Source organism: Amycolatopsis dendrobii (genome assembly GCF_014145675.1).
Lineage (GTDB): Bacteria > Actinomycetota > Actinomycetes > Mycobacteriales > Pseudonocardiaceae > Amycolatopsis > Amycolatopsis dendrobii.
In genome coordinates, this window is the sequence record NZ_JACGZW010000007.1 from 88,525 (window position 1) to 111,057 (window position 22,533).

A 22,533-nucleotide genomic window follows, 5' to 3' on the forward strand; every position below is an offset into this window, starting at 1 on the left:
AGAAGGGGGAGGAAGTTGCCTCTATCGGGTGATATTTATTCGACCGTGACGCTCTCGGTCAGGGCACGACCTGGACCACGTCGCCGATGTGCAGGGTGTTGAAGAACCGCAGCGACGACGTCGCCGACAGGTGGATGCAGCCGTGCGAGTACACCTTCAGGCTGCCGGTGTGGAACGCGTCGCCCGGGTAGAAGAAGACCGAGTTCGGCATCGGCGCGTTGTCGAACTGCTTGCTCAGGTGCAGCTTTTCCTTCGACAGCACGTGGAACGTGCCGGTCGGGGTCGCGTGCCCCTTGCGTCCGGGCAGCATCGAGACAGGCCCGTAGATCACCTTGCCGTCCTGCAGCAGCCAGGCGCGGTGCGCGGAGATGTCCACGCAGGCGCTGGTGCCCGAAGCGGCGGCGGCCGCCGCGCACGGGACGTCGGCGGTGCTCGGCTCCGGGTCGGCCTTCGGCTTGGGCGCGGGCTTCGGCGTCGGTTTCGGGGTCGGCTTCGCGCTGGTGCTCTCCGGGCTGCTGCTGGTCGCCGGGGCAGAACTGCTGGTCGGCGCGCTGGACGACGACGAGGTGGGCACGCTCGCCGCCGCGGGCACCGCGCCGCCGCCGGAAGCCGACCCGGCCGTGCCACCGGAGCACGCCACGAGCCCGAAAGCCGCGGCCAGCGCCGCCATCCCCACCAAAACCCTTTTCACGATCCGGTACCCCCGCGTTCGGTCGGGTCGCATTCGGCAGGACCCGTATCACCCGAATAGACGACCATCACCCCTTCGTGGTTGCTCGGCAATGGTCACGATCCGGCGTCTCCACCTCCGGGTTGAGCCGCGGATCCACCCGATGCCAGCCCGTACGCCGACGAAAACCGCACCGGTCCCGGCGAGGCTGGAAGCACGCCGGGCAGCCTCCCGGCACCCGCCGCCGGCCGGGCGAAGCCGACCAACTCCGCGAAGGAGCACCGTGAACCTCGGCCCGCTCACCATCGTTCTCTACGCCGCGATCGCCGCACTCGTCCTCTACCGGGTCGTCTACCGGCAGTGGCGCGGCACGCTGCTCAGCCGCAAGCGGTTGCTGACGCTCCCGTTCATCCTGACCGCGATCGGCGTGTTCTCCGCCGCCACCGCGTTGCAAAGCGCGACCGCGACGGAGTACGCGCTGCTGGCTGGCGACGTCGTGATCCTCGGACTGCTGGGCGTCCTGCGCAGCTCCACTTCGGTCCTCAGTGCTCGCGAAGGCACGACGTTCGTGAAGGGCACTCCGCTCACGCTGGTGCTGTGGTTCGCCACCATCGGCGTGCGGGTCGGATTCTCCTTCCTCGGAGCAGCGCTCGGTGTCAGCAACACCGTGACGTCCTCGACGATCATGCTCACGATCGGCGTCAGCATCGGCGTACAGAACGCCTTCACCTACTACCGCATTCAGAAGCGCGGTCTGCCGCTGTCGGAGCAGACGCCCGTGAGCATCAGCCGCTAAGCCCCACCATGCGCGCGTACATCCGCGAAGGACTCAGCACCGTTGCCGGGTGCAGGAATCCCGGCAACGGCGGCAAGTCCCGCGCGAAGGGCACGAGATGCGCGTACAGCACTTCCGCCCCAGACGGTCGCGCTGAAGGATCCTTCGCGAGCGTCGCGGCGAGAAGCGTGTTCAGCTCGCGAGGTACGCCGGGAACGACTGGAGCTGGCTCCTTCACCTGCTTGTCGAAGACCGCGTACGCCGTCGGCCCGGTGAAGACCGGACGGCCAGTGAGCATCTCGTGCAGTACGCAACCGAGCGCGTACAGGTCGCTTCGCGGCTCCGCGTGCCCACGCTGGATCTGCTCCGGAGCCATGTACGACGGCGTGCCCAGCAACTGTCCCGCACGCGTGAAGCGAGCAGTGTCGGCTTCGCGCAACACGGCGAGCCCGAAGTCCATCACCTTCACACTGCCGTCCGGACAGAGCATGAGGTTGGCCGGTTTGAGGTCACGGTGGCAGACCGCGCGAGCGTGCGCCGCTGACAGCACCGCAGCCGCTTGCGCCGCGATCGCTGCCGCCCAGGACACCGGCAGCGGACCGTGTTCGGCAAGCAGATCGTCCAGCGTCACGCCTTCGACGAACTGCATGACCTGGAACAACCGGTCGTCATGGGCACCGAAGTCGTACAGCGTGGGCGCGCCGGGATGGTCGAGCGTGGCAAGGATCCGCGCTTCGCGGGCGAAGCGTTCCTCCAGCTCTTCGTCGCCGCCGGGAAGCCGAAGCAGCTTGATCGCGACTTGCCTGCCGAGCCGCCGGTCGAGCCCGCGGTGCACTGAACCCATGCCGCCCCGGCCGAGCGGCAGATCGTCGACCTCGTAGCGGTCCGCGATCAGCATGGGCCCCCTCACAGCGCTCACCCGCCACCGGGCTTCAGCCGTCCTTCGGCGAGTGCGGCAAAGCCTAGCCGCACCAGGTCGCGGCCGATTTCCGCGGTTTGCCGCAATGCCCGGTCGAAGTCCGCGAGCGCGCGGAAAGCGACGCCGTACGCACGCTGCGTTTCGAGCGGATGCCGCGGCACCTTGAGCCGGCGCGCGTCGATCCGGGTCGACGCACTGTGCACCGGGAAGTCCGCGGCGCGCAGACATCCGGCGAGGAATTGCGCATCGAGCAGCTGCGGATCCACGCGATAACGGGAAAGCGCGGGCCCGAGCCGCACCGGAGCTCCACTGTGGACGATCACCGCGCCGGTGACCGACGCGACCACGTCGCCTTCCTGGGCGAACACCGCCGCCGGATCCGGCGCGGCGTGCCCGGTCGGCGGGCCGCCGATCAGGACGTCGTCGGTGGTCAGCACGGGTTCGTCACCGTCGGCGGTGCGCGGCGGCGCGTGCGTGATCCGCAGCGCGCCCGCCTTCACCAGCTCGCCGACAGTCGTGTACGCCGTCTCGCCGGACGCCGGTTCCAGCGCGGGCAGCTCGATCCCGATTTGCCCGAAGAGCCGTTGAGCGGCAAGGAAAGCCTCGCCGGAATCCGTCTCGCCAGGACGGCCGGACGGGGTCAGGTCGACGTCGTCGTCGAGCACGTCGATGATGCGTTCTCCGGTGTCCGGATCGGCCAGGAAGTCCTGCCACACCTGTTCGACCTCGTCCGCGGTGGTGTCGGCGATCAGCACCGTCGCCGGCGCGCGCTGTTCCGGTTCCGGTCGCGTGAGCAGCCAGAGATCGGTGCCCGGCGCGAGCGTGCACACCGCGCGCAGCGCGCCCGCCCGAAGCAAGTTCGCCCGGATGCGTTTCCCGCTCCGCCGTCCGGCCGCGGCTCCCGGCATCAACACCGCCACCGCGCCACCGGGTTTCACGTGCGCGAGGCAATGCTGCACCCACGCCAGCTCCGACTCGCCGCGCGGCGGCAGCCCGTACTCCCACCGTGCGTCGCCGACGAGTTCCTCGTGCCCCCAGCCGCGCTCGTTGAACGGCGGATCGCACAGCACGACGTCGGCCAGCCGGTCGGCGAAAGCGTCCGCGCGCAACGCGTCCGCGGCGTGCACCTCGGTGTCCGCGCCGTGCAACCGCAGCCGGATGCCCGCGATCCGCGCGGTGTCCGGGTCGACGTCCTGCCCTCGCGCCCGGGTCGCCGCGGCGGCCAGCAACAGCGACCCGAACCCGCACGCCGGGTCGAGCACCGTAGCCCCCTTCGCGCCGGTCAGCCGCACCATCAGGTCGGCGTACGCGGTCGGCGTCGTGGAGAGCCGACGAGCGTGCGCCTCGAAGAACCGGTCGCAGAGCTGCTCGAACGTCTCCGCCGCGCCTTCGTTCGAGGCCAGCTGGGAGATCAGCGCCAGCAGCTCCGGATCGCCGGGCCCCTCAGCGTCGTCCGCGAGGTACTCGCCGACCGCCGCCAGCCGCGCACCGAGGTCAAGATCGTCGCCGAGCGCGCGCAGCCGTTGCCACGCTTCGTCGATCGGCGACAGCTCGAACGGCCGACCGCGCCCACGCAGCCACGCCTGCACCTCCGGAAGCGAAAACAACGGGCTGGACGCCGTGCCGCCCACCGGTTTGGGAAAATCGTCATGGCGGCGCCGCCAGTTGCTCACCGCCGCCCGGCGCACGCCCGCCAGGCGCGCGATGTCGGCCGCACTCACCGCCGCGTCGTCTGCCATGTCGAGCACGATAGCCGACGACAGCGGTTTCCATCGTTTTGCTTGTTAACTCAGTCAACCAATGGTTTTATGGGGGCATGGCCACCGAGCAGACCCGGTTCACCCTGCGCTACTCCGCGGGCTCAGACCAAGGGCGACGACGCACCAACAACGAGGACTCCGTCTACGCCAGCGGGCGGATGCTCGTGGTGGCCGACGGGATCGGCGGCCAGCCGCACGGCGAAGTCGCCAGCTCGACCGCGGTCAGCGTGCTGGCCTCGCTGGACGCGGAACTGCGCACGCTCGACCTCACCGCGCACAACCTGTCGAACCTGCTCTCCGACGGCGTCCGCCGGATCGCCGAAGAGCTCGCCCAGGTGGCCGAGGAAACCCCAGCCACGCAAGGCATGGGCACCACCCTCACCACGCTGCTGTTCGACGGCACCCACTTCGCCGCGGCGCACGTCGGCGACTCCCGCGGCTACCTCCTGCGCGACGGCGAACTGCAGCGCATCACACGCGACCACACCCTGGCCCAGGCCCTGGTCGAAGACGGCACCATCAGCGCCGCCGACGCCGACCACCACCCGCGCGGCTCCATGCTGATGAAGGCGCTCCTGAGCACCGGCTCGGCCGAACCGGACGTCTGGGAGTTCACGCCGCAAGCAGGCGACCGCTATCTGCTCTGCTCCGACGGCCTCACCGCGGGCGCCAGCGAACCGGCCATCCTGGACGTCCTCTCCGATGGCGCCCCCGAGGAAATCGTCCCGCGGCTCATCGCACTGGCCAACGAGGGCGGCGGCCCGGACAACATCACCATCGTGGTCGCCGACGTCGTACCGGCCTGAGCCCAACCCCGCAGGTCGGACCACCTGCGAAAGGCCGGAGGACCATCCGGTATTCTTCCCCACGGAGGATTGGCCGAGCGGCCTAAGGCGCACGCTTGGAAAGCGTGTTGGGTTCACGCCCTCGCAGGTTCGAATCCTGTATCCTCCGCCGCAGTAACCAGCGGAAACGCCGGTCGACCCAGCTTCGGGCCGACCGGCGTTTCCCGTCTTAGCCTCATTTCCAGTCTCAGTTGACCCTGGCTAGGCCACCTTCAGCTCTTCGCGGAAGTCGATGCCACGCCAGTCGGGTCATCGCGCGCGCTTCCGCGGAGCCCGGCTTCAGTAGGCGAGACTGGACAGCGTGAACTTGATCAGGAGTGTCAGCCGCGGGTGGCGTCGGCGTGGCGGGACGTGGTGGTGGAACATCCTCGTGATCGTCGTGCCGGTCGCGGTCATCGCCGCGACCGCAGTGACAGTGCTGCTGTTGTTCGTCGGCGGCTCCACCCCTTCGGACCGGATCGAGCTGATCAAGACCGGTCTCACAGTCGGCGCGGGCACCGGCGGGATGGTCGCGCTGGTCCTCAACGGGCGGCGGCAGACGACTACCGAGCACGATGCCAGCGAACGCAGGCTCACCGACCTCTACCTCAAGGCGGTCGAGCAACTGGGGTCCGACAAGGCCGCCATACGGCACGGCGGCTGTTTCGCGCTCGAACGCGTCGCACAAGACAACCCCGGTCAGCGGCAGACCGTCGTCAACGTGCTTTGTGCGTACCTGCGTACGCCCTACACAGAACCGGCACCCACGAAGACAGGGGTACGGCGGCCGCTCGTGGCCAACCGCCGGCTTGGCCTGCGATTGCCTCCTCCAGGGGTGGACAGGCTGGCCGGCGAAGTGCGACAGGAACGGGGGGTCCGGCTCACCGTCCAGCGGATCCTTACCCAACACCTCAACCCAGGCACGGACCCAAGGCATCCGGACATCACGTTCTGGCCTGGCATCGACCTAGACTTAACCGGTGCCACCCTCGTCGAGTTCAGCCTTCTCGGCTGTCGCGTCCGCGAAGCAATCTTCGCCGGTGCCACTTTCCTCGACGACGCCTGGTTCGACTTCACGACCTTCACCGACGTCGCCACGTTCGAAGGCGCAACGTTCACCTCTGACGCCAGGTTTAACCACGCGGTGTTCGGCAGCGCCGCGTGGTTCCTCGACACCACCTTCGCCGCTAACGCTGGGTTCAACGGGACGGAGTTCCTCGGAGGCACGATGTTCACCCGAAGCATGTTCGCCAAAAACGCCGCTTTTGACGGAGCGATCTTCGCCGAGGACCGCGAGATCGACGGTGCCAGTTTCGCTCGATCGCCGACCTTCGAAGATGCTGAGTTTCGCGGGCGCTAGAGCGGAGGAATCACGACGTCTGAGTGTGCTGCGCCTTCGGCGTTGACGTCCAGGTTCCCACACTCGACTACCAGCGCGCGACTAAGAAGAACTCTTTCGCTCCCCAGACGTCGGAGCCGAACCCGGGTCTGGCCTGGTCGCATTCCCCCCGGGTCGCCCCGGTTCCCCGACCACTCCATAGGGCGCTGACCTGGGCATCCGCAACCCGAGTCCCCCGGTGAACACCCGTGAGCAGACTTGGAAAGCGTGGTGGGTTCACGCCCTCGCAGGTTCGAATCCGGCATCCTCCGCCGCAACGCCGAAGGTGTTTTTGCGTAAATCCCTTGCCTGGCAACGATATTCCGCTGGCAGAATCCATTCATGGACCACAGTGCAGCTCAAGAGTTCGCCGCGCATTGGGCACAGGCTTGGAACGCCCACGATCTCGACGCCCTGATGACCCACTTCGCCGACGACGTGACCTTCCGGTCACCGGTCGCGGTCCAGGTAGTCGGCGGCGACGGCGTCATCCGGGGCAAAGCCGCGCTGCGCGCGTACTGGGCCGAGGGGCTGCGCCGGATCCCCGATCTCCGCTTCGAGGTCGTCGGCGTCTACGTCGGGCTCGGCGCGCTGGTCATCAACTACCGCAACCAGAAGGGCGGATTGGTCAACGAGGTCCTGGTCTTCGACGGCCCACTCGTCGTCGAGGGCTACGGGACTTACCTCGGCGACGACCCGAATCCGGCGGGCGCTCGCTGAAGCCCGTCGCTGTCCGCAACCGCGGCAGGGGCTGGGATCGGCCGAACGGTCCTACCCGCTAGGCTTCGCCGCAGACTTGATCGCAGCTGTCCGGAGAGGTTCGCCGGTGTCACGAATACCGTTTTGACCTGGGCGTTGGCCGTCGCGCACGCACCACGAACCCGCAGGTCAGAAGGCTGACACGCGGGTTTCGGGCCCCGCGTGCGCACCCATGGATCCAACGCCCGACTGGCCCCGGACTGCCGACCGCGTCCGGGGCTTTGTCGATTCTCCCGCCCTCACTTACTTACCGAAAACACTTGATCACGCTAAGTTTGTACGTGGTCGTTCCAGCCCCTGACGTACCGAGGAGCCCGCCCCCATGGCCGGAGTGGAAGAGATCCGCGCTGGTATCGCGCTCGCGAACGAGAAGGCGTCCGCGAGCATCGCCGCGCTGCAGCAGGCAGCGCAGGCACTCGAAGAAGCACAGCTGTCGCTGTCCCAAGCCACCCAGGGCAGCAGCCAGCACGAGGTGAACCAGGCGCACGGCCTGCTCGCCGAAGCGCTGCAAGGGATCACCGGCATGCAGAGCACCATCCAGGCCGGCATCTCGTCGGCCGATTCCTACTCGGCGCGGCTTTAACGCCGATGTCGGGGCTCGCCGAAATCCACCAGTTGCTCACCGCCGCGCGAGCGGGGGTCGGCGACGGACGGGCGCACGCCGAGCGGGCGAGGACCCTGCTCGGCGACGCCCGGCGCGCACTCGTCGACGCGCAAGCCAAGGCAGATCCGTGGCTGCCGGGGCAATTGGCGCAGGCCGACGAGGCGCTCGAGCACCTCCTCACCCGTTTAGCCGCCGCCGACGATTTAGTGGGCGGCTACCAGTCACGCCTGTAGGGATGAGATGGCCAGCAAGGCAGCCGAGCAACGCAATCGTGTGCAAACCGCCCTCGACCGGGTCCGGCACCAGATCGGGCTCGTGCTCGGGGCCGCGGCGGGCGCGCGCGAAATGGCCGAGGCCGAGGTGGCGCGGCTGACGCTGGAACAGGAGATCGTCCGGGTCGGCATGGACCACGCCGATCCGGCGCAGCAGACGGAGTGGGCCCGGCATCCGGCGGCGCACGAGGTGTTCGCCGCGCTCGGCGGCGCCCGCACTGCCTTCTACACCGACTGGAGCGCCGGTCCCGGCGAACTGCGCGACCTCGTCGCCGCGCACGCGCCGGGCCCGGCCGGACGGCCGCCGAGCGAATGGCTCGGCCGCGTCGGCACGAATCCCGGCGTCGCCGCGCCCGCGCTGTGGCGGGTCGGTTCGGCCACCGCGGCCGGACGCGACATCTCGCGCACGTTCGACGTCGCCGTGCCGTTGCTGGACGAATCGCACCTGGCCATCACGTCCGCGCCGAAAACGCGGCCGGTGGTGGACGGGATCGTGCAGGGCCTGCTGATGCGCGTGCTGTCGGCGTTCGAGCCCGGTGCGGTGAAAATCCACCTGTGGGACGTCGGGCAGCTCACCGCGATCCTGCCGGACCTGTACCCGCTCAGCCGCACGAGCGCGCTGTCGCTGTACGACCCGACACGGCTGGAGGATCTGCTCGACGAACTCGCCGGGCACATCCGCCGGATCCACGCCACCGGCATGCAGGCGGGCCACACCTCGTTGCGGGAGCTGCGAAAAGCCACCAACCAGCGCCTGGAGCCGTACCGGATCGCGGTACTGTACGGCAACGGCGAAACCCTCGACGCGGAACGCGCACGCGACCTCAAACGCGTGGCCAGCGGCGCGCTCGCGGCCGGGATCTGCCTGATCCTCGTCGATGTGCCCACCGCGGTGAGCGCGTCGATCGAAACGCTCAGCCTGCTGGACGAACGGCGCGCGGTCAGCAGCATGACCGGCAGCGACCTGGTCGTGGACCTTGATCCGCCGATGCCGTCCGGGCAGGTCATCCGCGCGGCCAATCGCATCGCCGAAGCGCTGATCGCTCGCCAGGGCGGCCCGCGGTCGTTCGCCGACCTGATGCCCGCCGAGATCGGCCAGGAAAGCTCCGCGCGGGAGCTGCGCGCGCCGATCGGGTTCCACGAGGGCGAAGCCGTCGAAGTGGTGATCGGCGACGCGAGCCCGCACGCGCTCATCGGCGGCCCGAGCGGTTCCGGGAAAACGAACTTCCTGTACGCCTTGCTGGGCAGCCTCGCCGCGCGCTACACGCCGGACGAGCTGGCGTTGTACCTGCTGGACTTCAAGGAAGGCGTGTCGTTCGCCGGTCTCGCACCCGGCCGCAAGGACTCCAGCTGGCTGCCGCACGCGAAGCTGGTCGGGGTCAACGTCAACACCGACCGCGAATTCGGGTTGGCGCTGCTGCGTTTCCTCGCCGACGAATTGCGCCGCCGGTCTGCCGCGGCCAAGGAACACGAGGTCACGAATCTCGCTGACCTGCGGGAACAGGATCCGGGCGGACACTGGCCGCGGATCGTCGCGGTGATCGACGAATTCCAGTACCTCTTCGCCGGACGCGACCAGGTCACCGCGCAGGCCACGCAATTGCTCGAAGACATCGCGCGGCGCGGGCGTTCGCAAGGCATCCACCTGGTGCTGGCCAGCCAGGACGTCGCCGGGATCGAGGCGTTCTGGGGCAAACCCGCGGTCTTCGAACAGTGCACGCTGCGCATCGCGATGCCGAAGGCGCGCCGGGTGCTCGCGGAAACGAACAACGCGGCCGTGTCCGCACCCAAGTGGCACGCGGTGATCAACCACGATTCCGGCGTCGCGCACGGTAATCAGCTCGCGCACGTCCCGGATGCGAGCACTCGCAACGTTTTCGTGAACCTGCAGCAAAAACTGTGGGAACTCTACGCTGGCCGCTTCACCCGGCCGCGACTGTTCGACGGTGCGCATTCGCCCGTGCTGGAACAGTTCCCGGCCTATCTGGAGCTCAAGCCGAGCCCCCAGCCGCGGGCGATTCTCGGCCAGTCGATCGACGTCACCGAGGCTGCTTGCGGCGTCGAACTTCCTCGGGTCCCCGGCCGGAACGTCGCCGTGCTTGGCGGCGCGACGGCGGAGGCATTGTCCATTATGGACTCCGCGGCTCGCTCGCTTTCCAAACAGCTCAAGGAAGGCGAGGTCGAGTTCCTGCTTCACTGTCCGATCGAAGCGAGCTCTTCGGCGGTCTTGGACCTCAAGGACCGGCTAGTCGCCGAAGGACATCTCGCGACGCTGACCGACAACCTGTCGGCCGAACTGGAGACGATCGTCGAATCGCTCTCCACGACGACGCCGCGCATCCTGCTGCTGTACGGAGTGGACGCCGCGCTGCCCGCTTTGGAAGCCAAGGCTGTCGGCCAGCTGAAGAGCGGTCTGGACCACCTTCGCACGCTGCTGAAGAACGGGCCCTCGCACGGCGTCCACACCATCGGCTGGTGGCGCAGCACCGCACGGCTCAAGGACACCCTCGGCTTCGGCGGCACAGACGACATCGGCACTTGGGCCGCGCTGGACGTTCAGGGCAATGATCTGTCGCCGTTCGCCGCGGGTCAGGTCGTGCACTGGTCGCCGCGACCGGGCCGGGCTTTGTTCTTCGACCGCACCACGCACGGGGCGCCGGAAGTCATCATCCCGTTCCAGCGCCCAGAAACCGAGCCGACCGCGGGAGGCACGCCGTGACCGAAGGAACCACCAGCCCCGCCATGCGGTACAAGGAAATCGTGGGCTTGGCCCGCGGTTCGGCGGACAGCCTGCGCGCGTGGGAACTGGCCCGAGCGGACGAAATCGAACGCCAACTGGCGGACGCGCACGCCGCGGTTGCTGCCGCGCAGGATCGGGAGGAAAAGACCCGGGAGCGCGCCAATCGGTGGTGGAAGATGGCGCTGCATAACGTTTCGCGGCTGAGTTTCGTGGAGGCGCTGGACGATCCGCAGCCGGTGACTACTGCTCGGCCACAGTATTTGGACCGGTATTTGGAAGAGGTCAAGCCGAGTTATCAGGAGCTGGTACAGGCGGTGCTGGGGCTTGGCTGGCGGGCAAAGCGCTAAAGCCGCGAGGGGAATCCTGAGGGAATCTGATTCCCGCAGGGTTCCCCTCACGGACAACTAGCTACGCCGTCCGGTGAAAGAACCGGTCCAGCTGATCAAGCAGGTCGTTGGCGAAGTCCGCGAACGCATTCCCCGCCGAAGGACGGAACCGCACCACCTGCGGGTCATGATCGCTGGCCTGGTCAGCGAACTCGGCATTGACATGCACCACGTCGTAATCCACGCCACGCGGAGCAGCCGAGGCCAAAATGTGGTCCAGCACCTGCGACTGCCCCTCGAACACATAGCTGTACCGCTCAGCCGGAGGCAACGTCGAGATCAGGTCCTTCAACAACCCACCCGACGTCAGCTTCGCCAGCGCGGGCGAGAACTGGTAGTCGTTCAAGTCACCGGCCACCACGACGTTCGCCCGCGGGTCCGCGCCCAGCAGCTGTGCCACGAAACCCTGCAGCACAGTCGCCTGCTTCTGCCGCTGCACCTCGGAGCTGCGCGTCGGCGGCTGGTAGCGGCCGTGTGTCGGCTGGTCGCCGCCCTTCGAGTTGAAGTGGTTGGCCAGCACGAAAACGGTGCGGCCGCGGAACACGAACTCCCCGGCCAGCGGTTTGCGGCTGTCCTCCCACGCTTCGTTGCCCGGGTCGACCCGGCCCGGCGACTGCGTCAGGTGCGCCTTGCCGTGGTCGGAGACCACGCCCACCGAGGCCGTCGGGCTGCCGCCCGGTCGATCCACAAAGGACACTCGGGCGGGATTGAACAGGAAGCCGACGCGGATGTTGCCGCCCGGCTGTCCGCCGTCCTCGTCGTTCACCGGGTTGATCTGCCGCCACTGGTACCGCGGGCCGCCGGCGGCGACGATCGCGTCGGTGAACTTCTTCAGCGTCGCGTCGGCGTCGACCGTTCCGTCGTCGGTCGCGCCGCTGTTGTCCTGGATTTCTTCCAGGGTAACGATGTCCGGCGTCGCGAGGTTGTCGACGATGCCGTGCGCGAGCTGCGCGTACTTGGTGTCCGAATCGGACGGTGCGAGGTTCTCGACGTTGTACGTCGCCACCGAAAGCTCGCCAGGACGCTGCTTGCGCGTGGTTTCCTTCTGCAGCTTGTTGTCCTTGGCCGCACCCAGCTTAGACGCGAACAGCGTGTACCCGCCGAAGTTGCTGTACTCCACCGGACCGGAGGTGACGCCGGTGAGCACGTCGCCGGTGTTGACCTTCGGAGCCGCCTGCTGCGCGGAAGGAATGATCGACTGAACCTTCAGCACGCCGGTGTTGATCTTGTCGTAGCCGAGGTAAACCGTGCCACCGCGCGGAGTCGGGTTCTGCTGCGGCTTTGTGGTCACGTAAAGCTCGCCGTACTTGTTGCTCGGACCGACCACGCGCGCGTCGGAAACCTGGACGATCTCGCTTTCGTGCGCTTCCCAGAAGTCCAGTGCGTACTTCGACGGCTCGAGCGGCAACGGCTCGATGTTGCCGTCCGCCTTGGGAGCCAGCACATCCGGCACCTGGTCCGGTGTCAGCACGGTCGGGGCGGGCAGCGGGTTGCCCGAAGAATCGACCGTCCACTGTGCACTCGTCAGCTCGGTGAGCGACTGATAGTTCGAGGTCGCGGGTGCGTCCGGGTAGTACTCCTTGACCTTGCCCTGCGCGGTGACCGCGTCGCCGACCGCCACCGCCGGGGTCGTCGATCCGGTGAACACGAACAGGCCCTCGCTGGTGCGCGGGTCGCTGTCGGGATGCGGGTCGGTGATCCAGAACCCGCGTGCCGAACCGAAGCTCCGCACCGCGGTGACGATGCCGGTGACGTCCTCGACCTGCTTGTCCTTGAACGGCGAAATCCGCGTCGTGCCCTGGATGTCGTGGATCTTCGCCGGAACGCCGGGTTCGCCGGGCTGGGTGCCGGTGGTTTCGCCCTTGGTGTTGGTGGGCGTCGGGTCGCCGACCGCGAAATCCGCACTGTTGTCGTCGGTGTCGGCGAGCGTCGCCGCCCGCGCGACCGAAGTCGTGTTCGACGGCGCGGCGGCCGGATTCCCCTCGCGGACAACGGCATCACCGAAACCGACGAGGTCCTTTACGCGGCTGTCGGCCGCGCAGTCGGCGGCGCTCTTGCAGGTCAGCGGCGCGCTGTCGGACACGAGCGCGACGGTGCCCGCGGTAGCGGACATCGCGATGCCCCCGGTCGCGTCCGGCGTCGGCAGCGCGACCGTGCCGCCGTTCCCCTTCCCCTCCGCGACGAGGTAGCGGCCCTTCGGCGCGACGGACCCGGCGAGCGGCGTGACCTGCCACTTGCTCGACGCGCTCGCCGAAGCGGGCAGGTACTGGACGCTGTAACCGTCGAGCGCGACCGGCGCGCCGCCGTGGTTGGCCAGCTCGATGAAGTCGTTGGTCAGCGTGGCGCCGGAATTGCCGCCCCCGCCGTAGACCTCGGCGATCAGGGCGTCCGCGCTCGGCGCCGCCGAAGCGGGCACGGTCAGTCCGCCGAGCGCGAGAGCAGCGGCGGAGGCGGCAACCGCGCCTCTGGTCAGTCTTGCCCCACCGGCGCTGCGGCCCCCGGCGGGACGACGGGATATGGTCACCCTGAGTCCCCTCTGCATGTCAACGGTCGAGGCATCGTCCCCCGAACAAGCGAAGCAGAGGAAGACGAAAGGGCAACGATTCGTAACGAGCTGGAGGGATTTCCTCCTTTGGACGGGTTGACGCAATGATCACGCTCGTACTCGGCGGAGACGTCAACCTGCAGGGCCGCGCGAACCCGGAAACGGCGTTCCACCCGTTGACCTCGCTGCTCACCGGCGCCGACGTGCGGTTCGTGAATCTCGAAGGACCGCTGTCCGGCTCGACCGGGTCGGACATCCCGCACAAGCCGAACTGGCGGCACTCGCCGCCGGAGATGGTCACCGCGCTGACTGCCGCCGAGATCGACGTCGTATCCGTCGCCAACAACGTCACCTACCCGCCGGCCGCGGCGATGGCGAGCCTCGCCGTGCTGGATCGCGCCGGAATCGCGCATTGCGGCGCGGGCGCGAACCTCGCCGAGGCGCACGCGCCGGCGATCCTCGAACGGCCCGGCGGCCGGATCGCGTTCCTCGCCTACACCTCGCTGTGCTGGCCCGTCGGACAGGAAGCGACGGAAGACTCGCCGGGTGTCGCCGCGGCGGGCGCTTACACGTCGTACCAACCGGATCCGCGCGTCCTGGACGTCCCCGGCCGCCCGCCGATCGTGCACACCACGCCGGTCCGCCGCGACCTGGAGCTGCTGCTGGCCGACATCCGTCGCGCCCGCACCGAGGCCGACCACGTCGTGGTGTCGATGCATTGGGGCATCCCCGGCGAAGAACTGACCGAGTACCAGGTGACCTACGCGCACGCGATCATCGACGCCGGCGCAGACCTGGTCGTCGGGCACGGACCGCACACCGTGCAGCCGGTCGAGGTGTATCGCGGCCGCCCGATCCTCTACAGCCTGGGCAATCTCGTCTTCGACTGGCCCGCCATGCGCGACCGGCACCGCGACGGCCTGCTCGCCGGCTGCGTCGTCGGCGAGCAGATGCGGGTCGAATTAGTGCCGATCCGCCGCGACGAAGACAACGAATGCGTACCGTTGACGGGGGACGACGCCGATGAAGCACTGCAGCGGTTCGTGGAGCTGTCCGCGCGCCGCGGCACGAGCGTGACGGTCAGTGACGGCTTCGCGACCGTTGAAGGACTTCGCGGCTAGACCGCCGGTCCCGCCTTCACCCGGACGGCGCATCTGCCTTAAATGCAGCTCAAGCCCGGGGTCGACTGGTACCGGGCGGGAGTACCTTACCGATGAGCACGGAAACTGTGGCCCAGACCACTTTTGGGCCGCACCGGCGCTCACGGGTAGCACCTCGCGGGGGAGGCGACACGGTCACGTGGGGGTTGACCGTCGTCGAGTGCGCAGGTGCCACCACCGGAGGAAAACAGCCGCGGGCGCGGGACTTTCCGCTTCGCCCGCGACCGCGGCTCCACGGATTTGCCCCGGGGAAGCCTCGCGAGTGGCGAGGCGCCGCCTTGACCGCGCGGGGGAGCGCGGGAGGGGGAGGAAGGCGGCCCGCCTCGCCACTCGTGAGCATTAATCGCTGAGCAAAGCCGTCGCCCCGGCAACCGCTCGCGCGCAGATCTCGCCGTGGGTGAGCGGCAGGTAGTGACCGGCGCCCGGCACGATCTGCAGCGCGCCGTCCTGGCAGGCAGCCAAAAATCGGCGTTCGCCGAGGCGGAAGTGATCGCGGCGGCCGTTGAGCAGCAGTACCCGCCCTGGGTACCGCGCGAGGTCGGCGAGCGGATCCATCCCGGCCGCCATCACGTCGGGGATGACTTCGGAAGCGATTCCCGCCGCGATGACCGGCTCGGCGACTTCCGCGGGGAGAACCCGGCGGAGCAGCCACGCGCTGAACGAAGCGCCGTCGTCAGCGGTCGTCGCCAGGCCCCGGCGCGCGAACCGGAATCCGCCGCGCAGCACCGAACTGGGCACCAGCGAACATCCAGCTCCCACCAGGGAAATGACCCGCTCCGGATGACGGGCCGCAGTCGCGATCGAGACATAGCCGCCGAGCGAATGCCCCACCAGAACCGCCCGTCCGCCCACCTCGTCGATGGCCTCGGCGACCGCGTCAACCGCACCGTCGAGCGTGAACCGTTCCCCGCGCCGGGCCCCGTGTCCCGGCAGGTCCGGCGTCGCGACCCGACCGCGTGCCAGGCGTTTCTGCTGCTGCCAGCACGCTCCCGACAGCCGGATGCCGTGCACGAAAACCACCGGCAGTACTTCGCTCATGTCTCCACCTTCGCCCAGTTTGCAACGGAGCGTTGCATGCCACCGGTCTACCGAATGCAACGCACCGTTGCAAACCGGGCTAGGATCAGGCCATGGACCGGACCGCCTCCCGCCCGCGCAAGGCGGACGCCATCTTCTCCGCGACCCTCGCGCTGCTGGCCGAACGCGGTTACGACGCACTGACGGTCGAAGCGGTCGCAGCGCAGGCCGGAGTGCACAAAACGACGATCTACCGCACCTGGGCGACCAAGGACGAGGTCCTCGCCGATGCCCTCGTGCAGGCCCCGGAACTCGCCTTCGCGATCCCCGACACCGGTTCCCTGCGCGGCGATCTGCTCGAACTGGCGAAGCAGATCCACCGTCTGCTGTCCGATCCGGCGACCCGGCGCGTCATCACCGCCGTCGTCTCCGCACTGCCGGACCGGCCCGCCACCGCCGAGGCCGCCGGACGGTTCTTCGCCGACCGCCTCGGCCGCGAGCAGGCCGTCTTCGACCGTGCCCACGACCGAGGCGAACTCGCCGACGCCGCGGATTCAGAGATGATCATGGATCTGCTGGGCGGAAACCTCTGGTTCCACACCCTGATCCGGGCGAAATCCGCCGACGACGCCTATCTCGAACGACTTGTCGACACCGTCCTCACCGGAGTCTCGTGAGGTCAGTACGGCCGGTCCCCGACGATCGCGACGCGCTCGGCGATCCGGACGTGCGGGTGGTAGTCGTTGACCGCGTAGTGCTGGGTCGCGCGGTTGTCCCAGAACGCCACCGAATCCGGCTCCCAGCGGAACCGCACCTGGAACTCCGGCGTGTGCGCCTGGAGGAACAAATACCGCAGCAGCCGGTCGCTTTCGGCGCGGTCGAGGCCGACGATGTGCGTGGTGAACGCCTGGTTCACGAACAACGTCCGCCGCCCGGTCTCCGGATGGGTCCGCACCACCGGGTGCTCGACCGGCGGGTACGCGTCCTGCCACTGGGCCAGCAGGTCCGGGTCGGTGAACCGGTCGAAACCGGGGACGAAATCGTGCACCGCGGTGAGTCCGTCGATCCGCTCGCGGACGTCGGCGGGCAGGTTGTCGTAGGCGGCGGCCATGTCGGCCCACATCGTGTCGCCGCCGATCGGCGGGACCTCGACCAGCCGCAGCACCGAACCGAGCGCCGGATTCGGCCGCCAGGTGACGTCGGTGTGCCAGATGTTCTCGTACCCGGGCATCCCGGCGGTGCGGGTGAACCGCACGACCTGATCGGAATCTCCGCGCGGGATGAACGGGTTGGTTTCCAGCTCGCCCCAGTTCGCGGCGAACGCGCGCTGCTGCTCAGAGGTGATGTGCTGGTCGCGGAAGAACAGCACCTTCCACTCCAGCAACGCGCGGTTCAACTCGGCGCGCAGCCGCGGCGACACCGGCGCGCCGAGGTCCACTCCGGAGATTTCCGCGCCGATCACCCGGCCGAGCGGACGCAGGGTGAAAAGCTCGTAGGGACGTTCTTCAACGCCGTCCGGAAGGCGGCGCAGCACGCGCGGTCCTTCGAGGATCCCGTCGTCCGGGGTGACGGACGAGCGCAGGCGGGCAGGCAGGTCTACAGACATGGCGGTACTCCCGGAAGAATAGGTGAATTCGGCTGCAGCAGCGGAAAAACGCCTACGCGGGAGGAGAGCCGAGACGACCGCGACGCCTCAGGAGAGCGGCTACGCCCTCGCCGTCCGACCGCGCCGGGGCACGGCCGGCTTGCGGCACTACCCGGTTCTCTGGCATGACTCCAATTCTGGCCGGGTACGGATCCGCCGGTCAAGGATCCCCACGATGTGGAATCGTCGCACGCCCGGCCGAGTGACCCGGGCGGCCTCGATGGGGTTAGATCTCTCCAGAGGGTGGCGGGCCGCGGTTCGCGCTCTCCCGGCAGCGGAGGTCCCCATGGCAGGTTCGACGAGCGAGCGGCTCAACGCCGCCGCGGACGCGCTCGATCGAGCAGCTGCCGACGCGGACCGTGCGGCGGGCCGGTTCGCCGAAGCCCGTCTCGAATCGACGCCGTGGGGCATTTCCGCGCCCGCGCGGGAAATCGCCGCCCGATGGGAGGCCGCGCTCGCCGCACGGGACGTCGACGCGCGCATCCTCGGCGACGCGACGTCCGACCTCGCCGGCCAGCTGCGGATGGCCGCCCAAGGCCACCACCACCGTCCGACGATCGCGACGGCGCTGCTGAGTTGATGCCGTTCCTCCACCCGGCGCTGGACAACGCGGCCGCCGGGCTTGCTGCATTGGGTGCCGCGGCCGCCGCGATCGGTGCCCCGGACCCGATCGCCGCGTTGCGCCAGATCGACTGTTCCCCGCAGACGATCCGCGAATCCGCGCGCACGTTGTCGGGCGGCCGCGACGTGTTGGTGATGGCACGGCTGGAGTTCGAACGCGGGGCGCACAGCGCGGAACGCAAATGGGGCGGCGAACCGGCCGCGCAATTCCGGGGCAGCGCGGACGAACTCGACGCGCACTACCGCCAGGCCGCCGAAGCCGCCGCGCGGACCGCGTCGGTCGGCCTCGATCTGGCGGATTTGCTTGACCGGCTGGCAGATCAGACCGCGGCGCGCGTCATGCTGATCGCCGAAGGAGTGTCCCCGGCGGCCGTCGCGCTGCTGGCGGGCGACCGATCCGCCGAGCCAGCGGTGCGGGAGGCGTGCGAGACCATCGCGGAAGCAGTCACTCGCGGCGTCGCAACCATAGGAGAGGCAACGACTTTCCTCGACGCTTTCGGCACACCGGTGTTGCAGGAAGAGAATTAGCGGGTCGCGATCACGAATCCGCCGCGCGTGTGGTCCAGTGGCTCGCGTCCGTAACGGACGGAAAGTTCAGCCACCGTAACAGTTTCCGGCCGCCAGCCGCGCTCGGTAAGCCACTCCGGAGCGTCTCCCGCGAGACCACCGCGCCAGAGCGCCGTGACCTCGCCGCCGTATTTGCGCGCCCGCTCCAGCAATCCGTCCTGATCGCCGTCCGGCCGGTGTTCGAACGAAACCCGGCTGCCCGGCGCGGACAACTCGGTGACGGCCGTGAGCATCCGTTCCGCCTCGTCGCGGCTGAGGTAGACGAGCAGCCCCTCGGCGAGCCAGACGGTCGGCTGGTCCGGGTCGAATCCCTCGTTTTTCAACGCAGCGACCCAGTCGTCGCGCAGATCCACCGGAACCGTCGTGCGCTCGCAGCGAGGCCGCGCGCCTTTTTCGGACAGCACGGATTCCTTGAAGGCGAGCACATCCGGCAGGTCGACCTCGAACACGCGCGCACCGTCGGGCCAGTCGAGCCGGAACGCACGAGCGTCGAGACCGGCCGCGAGAAGCACCGTCTGGGTCCCGCCGGAGACGAAGTCGTCGAAGAACCGGGTGCGGATCGCGACCTGGTGCGCGAACACCATCCCGAGCTGGTGATGGCGTTCCTGGCCCGCGAAGAGCGCGCGCCCGGCCTGGAAGAACGCGCCCGCGTAGGGATCCTCGAACAGCCGATCCGGCCGCCCGCTCTCCAACGCCCGAAGCCCAGCCACCCCAACCGCGGTCTTGCCGACCGGCGGAAGCTCTTCGCTCATGCGGCCAGCCTACGGAAGAAGCTACTTCGGCATCGCCGCCTTGATGGCCTCGACCAGCTGCCGCACCTTCTTCCGGTCGGACGAGCTGTAGTAAAACGTGCACATATCGGCTTTGTCTCCGCCCGAGGCCGGGTTCTCGATGACCGCCGTCGACGCCCCGGTCACCTTGAACTTGAGACACCCCGGGCTGAACGCGCGGGGTTCGGTGTTGCTGACGTCGCTGATCCGGCTGACCGTGAAGGTGTGTCTCTTGTCCGCTCCGAACAGGCCGTCCTTGACCGCGGCCTTGATCGTGACCTGCTTGCCGCTGAACGTGAGCGAACGACGCCGGGCATAGATGTACAAAGCGCCACCTCCGGTACCAGGGACCAGCTACCGAAGCACTAAACGAACGCCCCCCACCCAAAGTGCCCGCCAGCTACGCCCGCTAAGCCCAGCGTGCGTCCCAAGACCAAGGCGACCCACCACCTCCGGGGGTCCGGGGGGCGAAGCCCCTCCGGGCGGGGCCTGGGGGTTGCACCCCCAGAAACGAGGCGAGCGGGCCATGCCGACGCTTCCTGTCGGCATAGCCCGCCCACCCGCGAGCGGTGGCGGTGGGATTTGAACCCACGGACGGGATTAACCGTCACACGATTTCGAGTCGTGCTCCTTCGGCCGCTCGGACACGCCACCGCCGAGAACAATACCGGACCCCCTCCGCGGCTTGCGGCGGGGGCTACTCGGCCCCTAGCCGCCGGTCCGCGAAGTACGCCTCGAGCAGGGCGGCGCAGTCGCTTTCGAGCACTCCGCCGTGGACTTCCGGCCGGTGGTTGAGGCGGCGGTCGCGCACGACGTCCCACAGTGACGCCACTGCGCCGGTCTTGGGCTCCCATGCCCCGAACACCAGCCGCGCGACGCGGGCGAGCACGAGCGCGCCGGCGCACATCGTGCAGGGCTCCAGGGTGACCGCGAGCGTGCAGCCCTCCAGCCGCCAGCCGTCGCCGAACTCGCGGGCCGCCGCGCGCAGCGCGAGGATCTCCGCGTGCGCGGTGGGGTCGGCCAGTTCGACGCGCGCGTTGCGAGCCGCTGCCAAGTGGCGCCCGTCGGGGTCGAAGACGACCGCGCCGATGGGCACGTCGGCACCAGGGGCGCGGGCCGCGTCCAGCGCGGCCCGCACGGCCTCGGTGTCGTCCGGCCGTCTCAGAGCTGGTCCAGCAGTTTCGAGAACTCGGCCTCGAACCCGCACCGCTGGGCGATCATCTGCAGCTGTTCGTCCGGGTAGAGGTCGACCTCCCCGACGATCACCTCCAGTTCGCCGCCGGGCAGGCCGAGGTCGGCCAGGATTTCGAGGTCGCCCTCGGGCCAAACGGCGTCGTCGTCCTCGTCCGGAGGGTCTACGCGCAGGACGTCGAGGACGTCGGCCGCGATGTCGTAGTCGAGCGCCGCGGCGGCGTCCGACAGCAGCAGCGACGGTCCCCTCGGGCTCGGCCGGACGATCACGAAGAACTCGTCGTCGACGGCCAGCAGGCCGAACGCCGCTCCGGTCGACCGGAGCTTGCCCAGCTCGGTGATCGCCGCATCCAGCTCTGTGAGCGCCGAGGAATCGAGCGCACTGCACCGCCACCGACCGTCTTCACGGACCACAGCTATCGCGAAGCCCGTGACCGGCTCTTGCACCGCCATGCGCACACCGTATTCCGCCTCGCTGGCGAACGCACGCACGGTGCGCCGGAAGCGTGCGAGGTGCCACTATCGAGCCATGACCGGACCCACCGACCTCCCCACCCTGCCCGGCAACCGGCACGCCGGGCTGCTCGACGCCGCGCGGCAGCTGCAGGACCGCACTGTCGAGCTTCGCCGCGCTGTGCACCGGCATCCTGAACAGGGCTTGCAGCTGCCGCGCACCCAGGCGGCGATCCGCGCCGCGCTGGCCGACCTGCCGATCGAACTCACCGACGGCCGTTCCACGACGTCGCTCACCGGCGTCCTGCGCGGTGCCCGTCCCGGCCCGGCCGTGCTGCTGCGGGCGGACATGGACGCGCTGCCGCTGACCGAGGACACCGGCCTGGAGTTCTCGTCCGAGATCGACGGTTCGATGCACGCCTGCGGGCACGACACGCACGTCGCGATGCTCGCCTCCGCGGCGCGGCTGCTGTCCGAGCGGGTCGACGACCTGGCGGGCGCGGTCGTGTTCATGTTCCAGCCGGGCGAGGAGGGCATGCACGGCGCGCGGCACATGATCCACGAGGGAGTGCTGGACGCGGCGGGCACGCGCGTCACGCGAGCCTTCGGCCTGCACACGATCGCCAACAGCCCGAGCGGCGTCCTGCAAGTGCGCGGCGGGCCGATGATGGCGTCGGCCGACACGTTCAGCGTCGAGGTCACCGGCCGCGGCGGCCACGGTTCCGCCCCGCAGGACGCCATCGACCCCGTTCCCGCCGCGGCGGCGATGGTCAGCGCGATCCAGACGATGGTCACGCGCCGGATCAGCGTCTTCGACCCGGCGGTGGTCTCGGTGACCCGCATCCAGGCCGGAACGACGACGAACATCATCCCCGAGACCGCGGTGCTCGAGGGGACCATTCGCACCCTGTCGGAGTCGACGCGGTCCTTCGTCCGCGAGGAACTGCCGAAAGTGTGCGAGGCAGTCGGAGCGGCACACGGCTGCCGCGTGTCGGCGGGCGTCGACCCGGGCTACCCGACGACGGTCAACGATCCGGCGGTGGCGGCCGAGGTGTTGTCGCTGGGCACCGAGGTGCTGGGGGCGGACAACGTCGAGGAGCTGAGCACGCCGATCATGGGCGCCGAAGATTTCTCGTATGTCCTGCAACGAGTTCCGGGCGCGTTCGCGTTCATCGGAGCCCGCGAGCCGGGAGCCGATCCGGCGACCACCGAGGACAACCACTCGAACCGGGTGAAGTTCCACGAACCGGCGATGGCCGCCGGGGTGGCCATGTACACGGCGTTCGCGTTGGACGCCCTGCGCTGAGGATTCGGCACGTCCCCTTCGCCGGGGGCGTGCCGACTCACTCGGCCTTGGCGAGGAAGACGAACTCGCGGTCCGGGCGGTCGGAGCCTTGCCGGACGTCCAGGACCCGATAGCCCTCGACGCGCCTCGACCTCGCCCTGACTGCGGAATCGGAGGGTCGAGTCCGAGGTG

The 22,533-nt window shown here is 69.0% G+C and carries 23 protein-coding genes and 2 tRNA genes; 14 read left to right on the forward strand and 11 right to left on the reverse strand.

Annotation, left to right across the window (positions count from 1 at the left end):
• Window positions 1–58: 58 nt before the first annotated feature.
• Entirely contained in the window at window positions 59–691 is a 633-nt protein-coding gene (locus H4281_RS21125; protein WP_182892678.1) for a L,D-transpeptidase, read from the reverse strand.
• Between the two features lie 262 nt (window positions 692–953).
• Here H4281_RS21125 and H4281_RS21130 point away from each other — a divergent pair, with 262 nt between their 5' ends.
• Complete coding sequence (locus H4281_RS21130) at window positions 954–1,466, forward strand: hypothetical protein (RefSeq protein ID WP_182892679.1); 513 nt, start codon at window positions 954–956, stop codon at window positions 1,464–1,466.
• On the opposite strand, the gene H4281_RS21135 is transcribed toward H4281_RS21130, so the two are convergent.
• Together H4281_RS21135 and H4281_RS21140 are read right to left on the reverse strand one after the other, a co-directional pair.
• Window positions 1,456–2,343 carry a serine/threonine-protein kinase gene (locus H4281_RS21135; RefSeq protein ID WP_182892680.1) on the reverse strand — a complete coding sequence of 296 codons (888 nt, stop codon included), beginning with the start codon at window positions 2,341–2,343 and terminating at the stop codon, window positions 1,456–1,458. The two genes, H4281_RS21130 and H4281_RS21135, sit on opposite strands and share 11 nt — an antisense overlap.
• Before the next feature lie 17 nt (window positions 2,344–2,360).
• Window positions 2,361–4,103: an HsdM family class I SAM-dependent methyltransferase gene (locus tag H4281_RS21140; protein ID WP_182892681.1), complete on the reverse strand. Its 1,743-nt coding sequence runs from the start codon at window positions 4,101–4,103 to the stop codon at window positions 2,361–2,363.
• A gap of 77 nt (window positions 4,104–4,180) precedes the next feature.
• Here H4281_RS21140 and H4281_RS21145 point away from each other — a divergent pair, with 77 nt between their 5' ends.
• From H4281_RS21145 to H4281_RS21180, 8 genes are all read left to right on the forward strand, one after another.
• Complete coding sequence (locus H4281_RS21145) at window positions 4,181–4,930, forward strand: PP2C family protein-serine/threonine phosphatase (protein WP_182892682.1); 750 nt, start codon at window positions 4,181–4,183, stop codon at window positions 4,928–4,930.
• 63 nt (window positions 4,931–4,993) lie between these two features.
• Window positions 4,994–5,078 (forward strand) — tRNA-Ser (locus H4281_RS21150).
• Window positions 5,079–5,339: 261 nt separating this feature from the next.
• Entirely contained in the window at window positions 5,340–6,308 is a 969-nt protein-coding gene (locus tag H4281_RS21155) for a pentapeptide repeat-containing protein (protein WP_182892683.1), read from the forward strand.
• A gap of 360 nt (window positions 6,309–6,668) precedes the next feature.
• Complete coding sequence (locus H4281_RS21160) at window positions 6,669–7,046, forward strand: YybH family protein (protein WP_182892684.1); 378 nt, start codon at window positions 6,669–6,671, stop codon at window positions 7,044–7,046.
• Between the two features lie 361 nt (window positions 7,047–7,407).
• Window positions 7,408–7,668 carry a hypothetical protein gene (locus H4281_RS21165; RefSeq protein WP_009084635.1) on the forward strand — a complete coding sequence of 87 codons (261 nt, stop codon included), beginning with the start codon at window positions 7,408–7,410 and terminating at the stop codon, window positions 7,666–7,668.
• A 5-nt stretch (window positions 7,669–7,673) separates the two neighbouring features.
• Entirely contained in the window at window positions 7,674–7,922 is a 249-nt protein-coding gene (locus H4281_RS21170) for a hypothetical protein (RefSeq protein ID WP_009084637.1), read from the forward strand.
• A 7-nt stretch (window positions 7,923–7,929) separates the two neighbouring features.
• A complete protein-coding gene (locus H4281_RS21175; RefSeq protein WP_182892685.1) occupies window positions 7,930–10,680 on the forward strand; it encodes an FtsK/SpoIIIE domain-containing protein in 2,751 nt (916 codons plus the stop codon).
• Window positions 10,677–11,048 (forward strand): hypothetical protein, encoded by a 372-nt coding sequence (locus H4281_RS21180; RefSeq protein ID WP_037808549.1) that lies wholly within the window; start codon window positions 10,677–10,679, stop codon window positions 11,046–11,048. The genes H4281_RS21175 and H4281_RS21180 overlap by 4 nt, the downstream gene beginning before the upstream one ends.
• Window positions 11,049–11,109: 61 nt before the next feature.
• On the opposite strand, the gene H4281_RS21185 is transcribed toward H4281_RS21180, so the two are convergent.
• Window positions 11,110–13,503, reverse strand: coding sequence for a DUF8508 domain-containing protein (locus H4281_RS21185; RefSeq protein ID WP_304504529.1), 2,394 nt, complete (start codon window positions 13,501–13,503; stop codon window positions 11,110–11,112).
• A gap of 233 nt (window positions 13,504–13,736) precedes the next feature.
• Here H4281_RS21185 and H4281_RS21190 point away from each other — a divergent pair, with 233 nt between their 5' ends.
• Window positions 13,737–14,753 carry a CapA family protein gene (locus H4281_RS21190; protein WP_182892686.1) on the forward strand — a complete coding sequence of 339 codons (1,017 nt, stop codon included), beginning with the start codon at window positions 13,737–13,739 and terminating at the stop codon, window positions 14,751–14,753.
• Window positions 14,754–15,131: 378 nt separating this feature from the next.
• On the opposite strand, the gene H4281_RS21195 is transcribed toward H4281_RS21190, so the two are convergent.
• Window positions 15,132–15,830 (reverse strand): alpha/beta fold hydrolase, encoded by a 699-nt coding sequence (locus H4281_RS21195; protein ID WP_182892687.1) that lies wholly within the window; start codon window positions 15,828–15,830, stop codon window positions 15,132–15,134.
• A gap of 92 nt (window positions 15,831–15,922) precedes the next feature.
• On the opposite strand from H4281_RS21195, the gene H4281_RS21200 reads away from it, so the two are divergent.
• Window positions 15,923–16,486, forward strand: a complete 564-nt coding sequence (locus H4281_RS21200) for a TetR/AcrR family transcriptional regulator (protein ID WP_182892688.1) — start codon at window positions 15,923–15,925, stop codon at window positions 16,484–16,486.
• A gap of 2 nt (window positions 16,487–16,488) precedes the next feature.
• Here the strand turns inward: H4281_RS21200 and H4281_RS21205 are convergent, their stop codons facing one another.
• Window positions 16,489–17,415: a TauD/TfdA dioxygenase family protein gene (locus H4281_RS21205; RefSeq protein ID WP_182892689.1), complete on the reverse strand. Its 927-nt coding sequence runs from the start codon at window positions 17,413–17,415 to the stop codon at window positions 16,489–16,491.
• Between the two features lie 325 nt (window positions 17,416–17,740).
• Here H4281_RS21205 and H4281_RS21210 point away from each other — a divergent pair, with 325 nt between their 5' ends.
• Entirely contained in the window at window positions 17,741–18,034 is a 294-nt protein-coding gene (locus H4281_RS21210; RefSeq protein ID WP_220507595.1) for a hypothetical protein, read from the forward strand.
• The gene (locus tag H4281_RS21215) at window positions 18,034–18,603 is read left to right on the forward strand and encodes a hypothetical protein (RefSeq protein WP_182892691.1); all 570 of its coding nucleotides are present in this window, start codon (window positions 18,034–18,036) and stop codon (window positions 18,601–18,603) included. Before H4281_RS21210 ends, H4281_RS21215 begins: the two co-directional genes overlap by 1 nt.
• On the opposite strand, the gene H4281_RS21220 is transcribed toward H4281_RS21215, so the two are convergent.
• The 5 genes from H4281_RS21220 to H4281_RS21240 form a co-directional block, all read right to left on the reverse strand.
• The gene (locus H4281_RS21220; RefSeq protein WP_182892692.1) at window positions 18,600–19,394 is read right to left on the reverse strand and encodes an SAM-dependent methyltransferase; all 795 of its coding nucleotides are present in this window, start codon (window positions 19,392–19,394) and stop codon (window positions 18,600–18,602) included. The genes H4281_RS21215 and H4281_RS21220 overlap by 4 nt on opposite strands.
• Before the next feature lie 21 nt (window positions 19,395–19,415).
• Complete coding sequence (locus tag H4281_RS21225; protein ID WP_182892693.1) at window positions 19,416–19,739, reverse strand: hypothetical protein; 324 nt, start codon at window positions 19,737–19,739, stop codon at window positions 19,416–19,418.
• 240 nt (window positions 19,740–19,979) lie between these two features.
• A tRNA-Ser gene (locus H4281_RS21230) sits at window positions 19,980–20,066 on the reverse strand.
• 43 nt (window positions 20,067–20,109) lie between these two features.
• Window positions 20,110–20,550, reverse strand: coding sequence for a nucleoside deaminase (locus H4281_RS21235; protein WP_182892694.1), 441 nt, complete (start codon window positions 20,548–20,550; stop codon window positions 20,110–20,112).
• Window positions 20,551–20,573: 23 nt separating this feature from the next.
• On the reverse strand, window positions 20,574–21,056 hold the full coding sequence (locus tag H4281_RS21240; protein ID WP_037354362.1) for a tRNA adenosine deaminase-associated protein: 483 nt from the start codon (window positions 21,054–21,056) through the stop codon (window positions 20,574–20,576).
• Window positions 21,057–21,132: 76 nt separating this feature from the next.
• On the opposite strand from H4281_RS21240, the gene H4281_RS21245 reads away from it, so the two are divergent.
• A complete protein-coding gene (locus tag H4281_RS21245; RefSeq protein ID WP_182892695.1) occupies window positions 21,133–22,362 on the forward strand; it encodes a M20 metallopeptidase family protein in 1,230 nt (409 codons plus the stop codon).
• Window positions 22,363–22,533: the final 171 nt, after the last annotated feature.

Bases quoted from the DNA above. Each gene is read 5' to 3' on its own strand.
- H4281_RS21135 (WP_182892680.1), bottom strand. From the start codon at position 2,343: ATGCTGATCGCGGACCGCTACGAGGTCGACGATCTGCCGCTCGGCCGG.
- H4281_RS21140 (WP_182892681.1), bottom strand. From the start codon at position 4,103: ATGGCAGACGACGCGGCGGTGAGTGCGGCCGACATCGCGCGCCTGGCG.
- H4281_RS21145 (WP_182892682.1), top strand. From the start codon at position 4,181: ATGGCCACCGAGCAGACCCGGTTCACCCTGCGCTACTCCGCGGGCTCA.
- H4281_RS21160 (WP_182892684.1), top strand. From the start codon at position 6,669: ATGGACCACAGTGCAGCTCAAGAGTTCGCCGCGCATTGGGCACAGGCT.
- H4281_RS21165 (WP_009084635.1), top strand. From the start codon at position 7,408: ATGGCCGGAGTGGAAGAGATCCGCGCTGGTATCGCGCTCGCGAACGAG.
- H4281_RS21170 (WP_009084637.1), top strand. From the start codon at position 7,674: ATGTCGGGGCTCGCCGAAATCCACCAGTTGCTCACCGCCGCGCGAGCG.
- H4281_RS21175 (WP_182892685.1), top strand. From the start codon at position 7,930: ATGGCCAGCAAGGCAGCCGAGCAACGCAATCGTGTGCAAACCGCCCTC.
- H4281_RS21190 (WP_182892686.1), top strand. From the start codon at position 13,737: ATGATCACGCTCGTACTCGGCGGAGACGTCAACCTGCAGGGCCGCGCG.
- H4281_RS21195 (WP_182892687.1), bottom strand. From the start codon at position 15,830: ATGAGCGAAGTACTGCCGGTGGTTTTCGTGCACGGCATCCGGCTGTCG.
- H4281_RS21200 (WP_182892688.1), top strand. From the start codon at position 15,923: ATGGACCGGACCGCCTCCCGCCCGCGCAAGGCGGACGCCATCTTCTCC.
- H4281_RS21205 (WP_182892689.1), bottom strand. From the start codon at position 17,415: ATGTCTGTAGACCTGCCTGCCCGCCTGCGCTCGTCCGTCACCCCGGAC.
- H4281_RS21210 (WP_220507595.1), top strand. From the start codon at position 17,741: ATGGCAGGTTCGACGAGCGAGCGGCTCAACGCCGCCGCGGACGCGCTC.
- H4281_RS21215 (WP_182892691.1), top strand. From the start codon at position 18,034: ATGCCGTTCCTCCACCCGGCGCTGGACAACGCGGCCGCCGGGCTTGCT.
- H4281_RS21220 (WP_182892692.1), bottom strand. From the start codon at position 19,394: ATGAGCGAAGAGCTTCCGCCGGTCGGCAAGACCGCGGTTGGGGTGGCT.
- H4281_RS21240 (WP_037354362.1), bottom strand. From the start codon at position 21,056: ATGGCGGTGCAAGAGCCGGTCACGGGCTTCGCGATAGCTGTGGTCCGT.
- H4281_RS21245 (WP_182892695.1), top strand. From the start codon at position 21,133: ATGACCGGACCCACCGACCTCCCCACCCTGCCCGGCAACCGGCACGCC.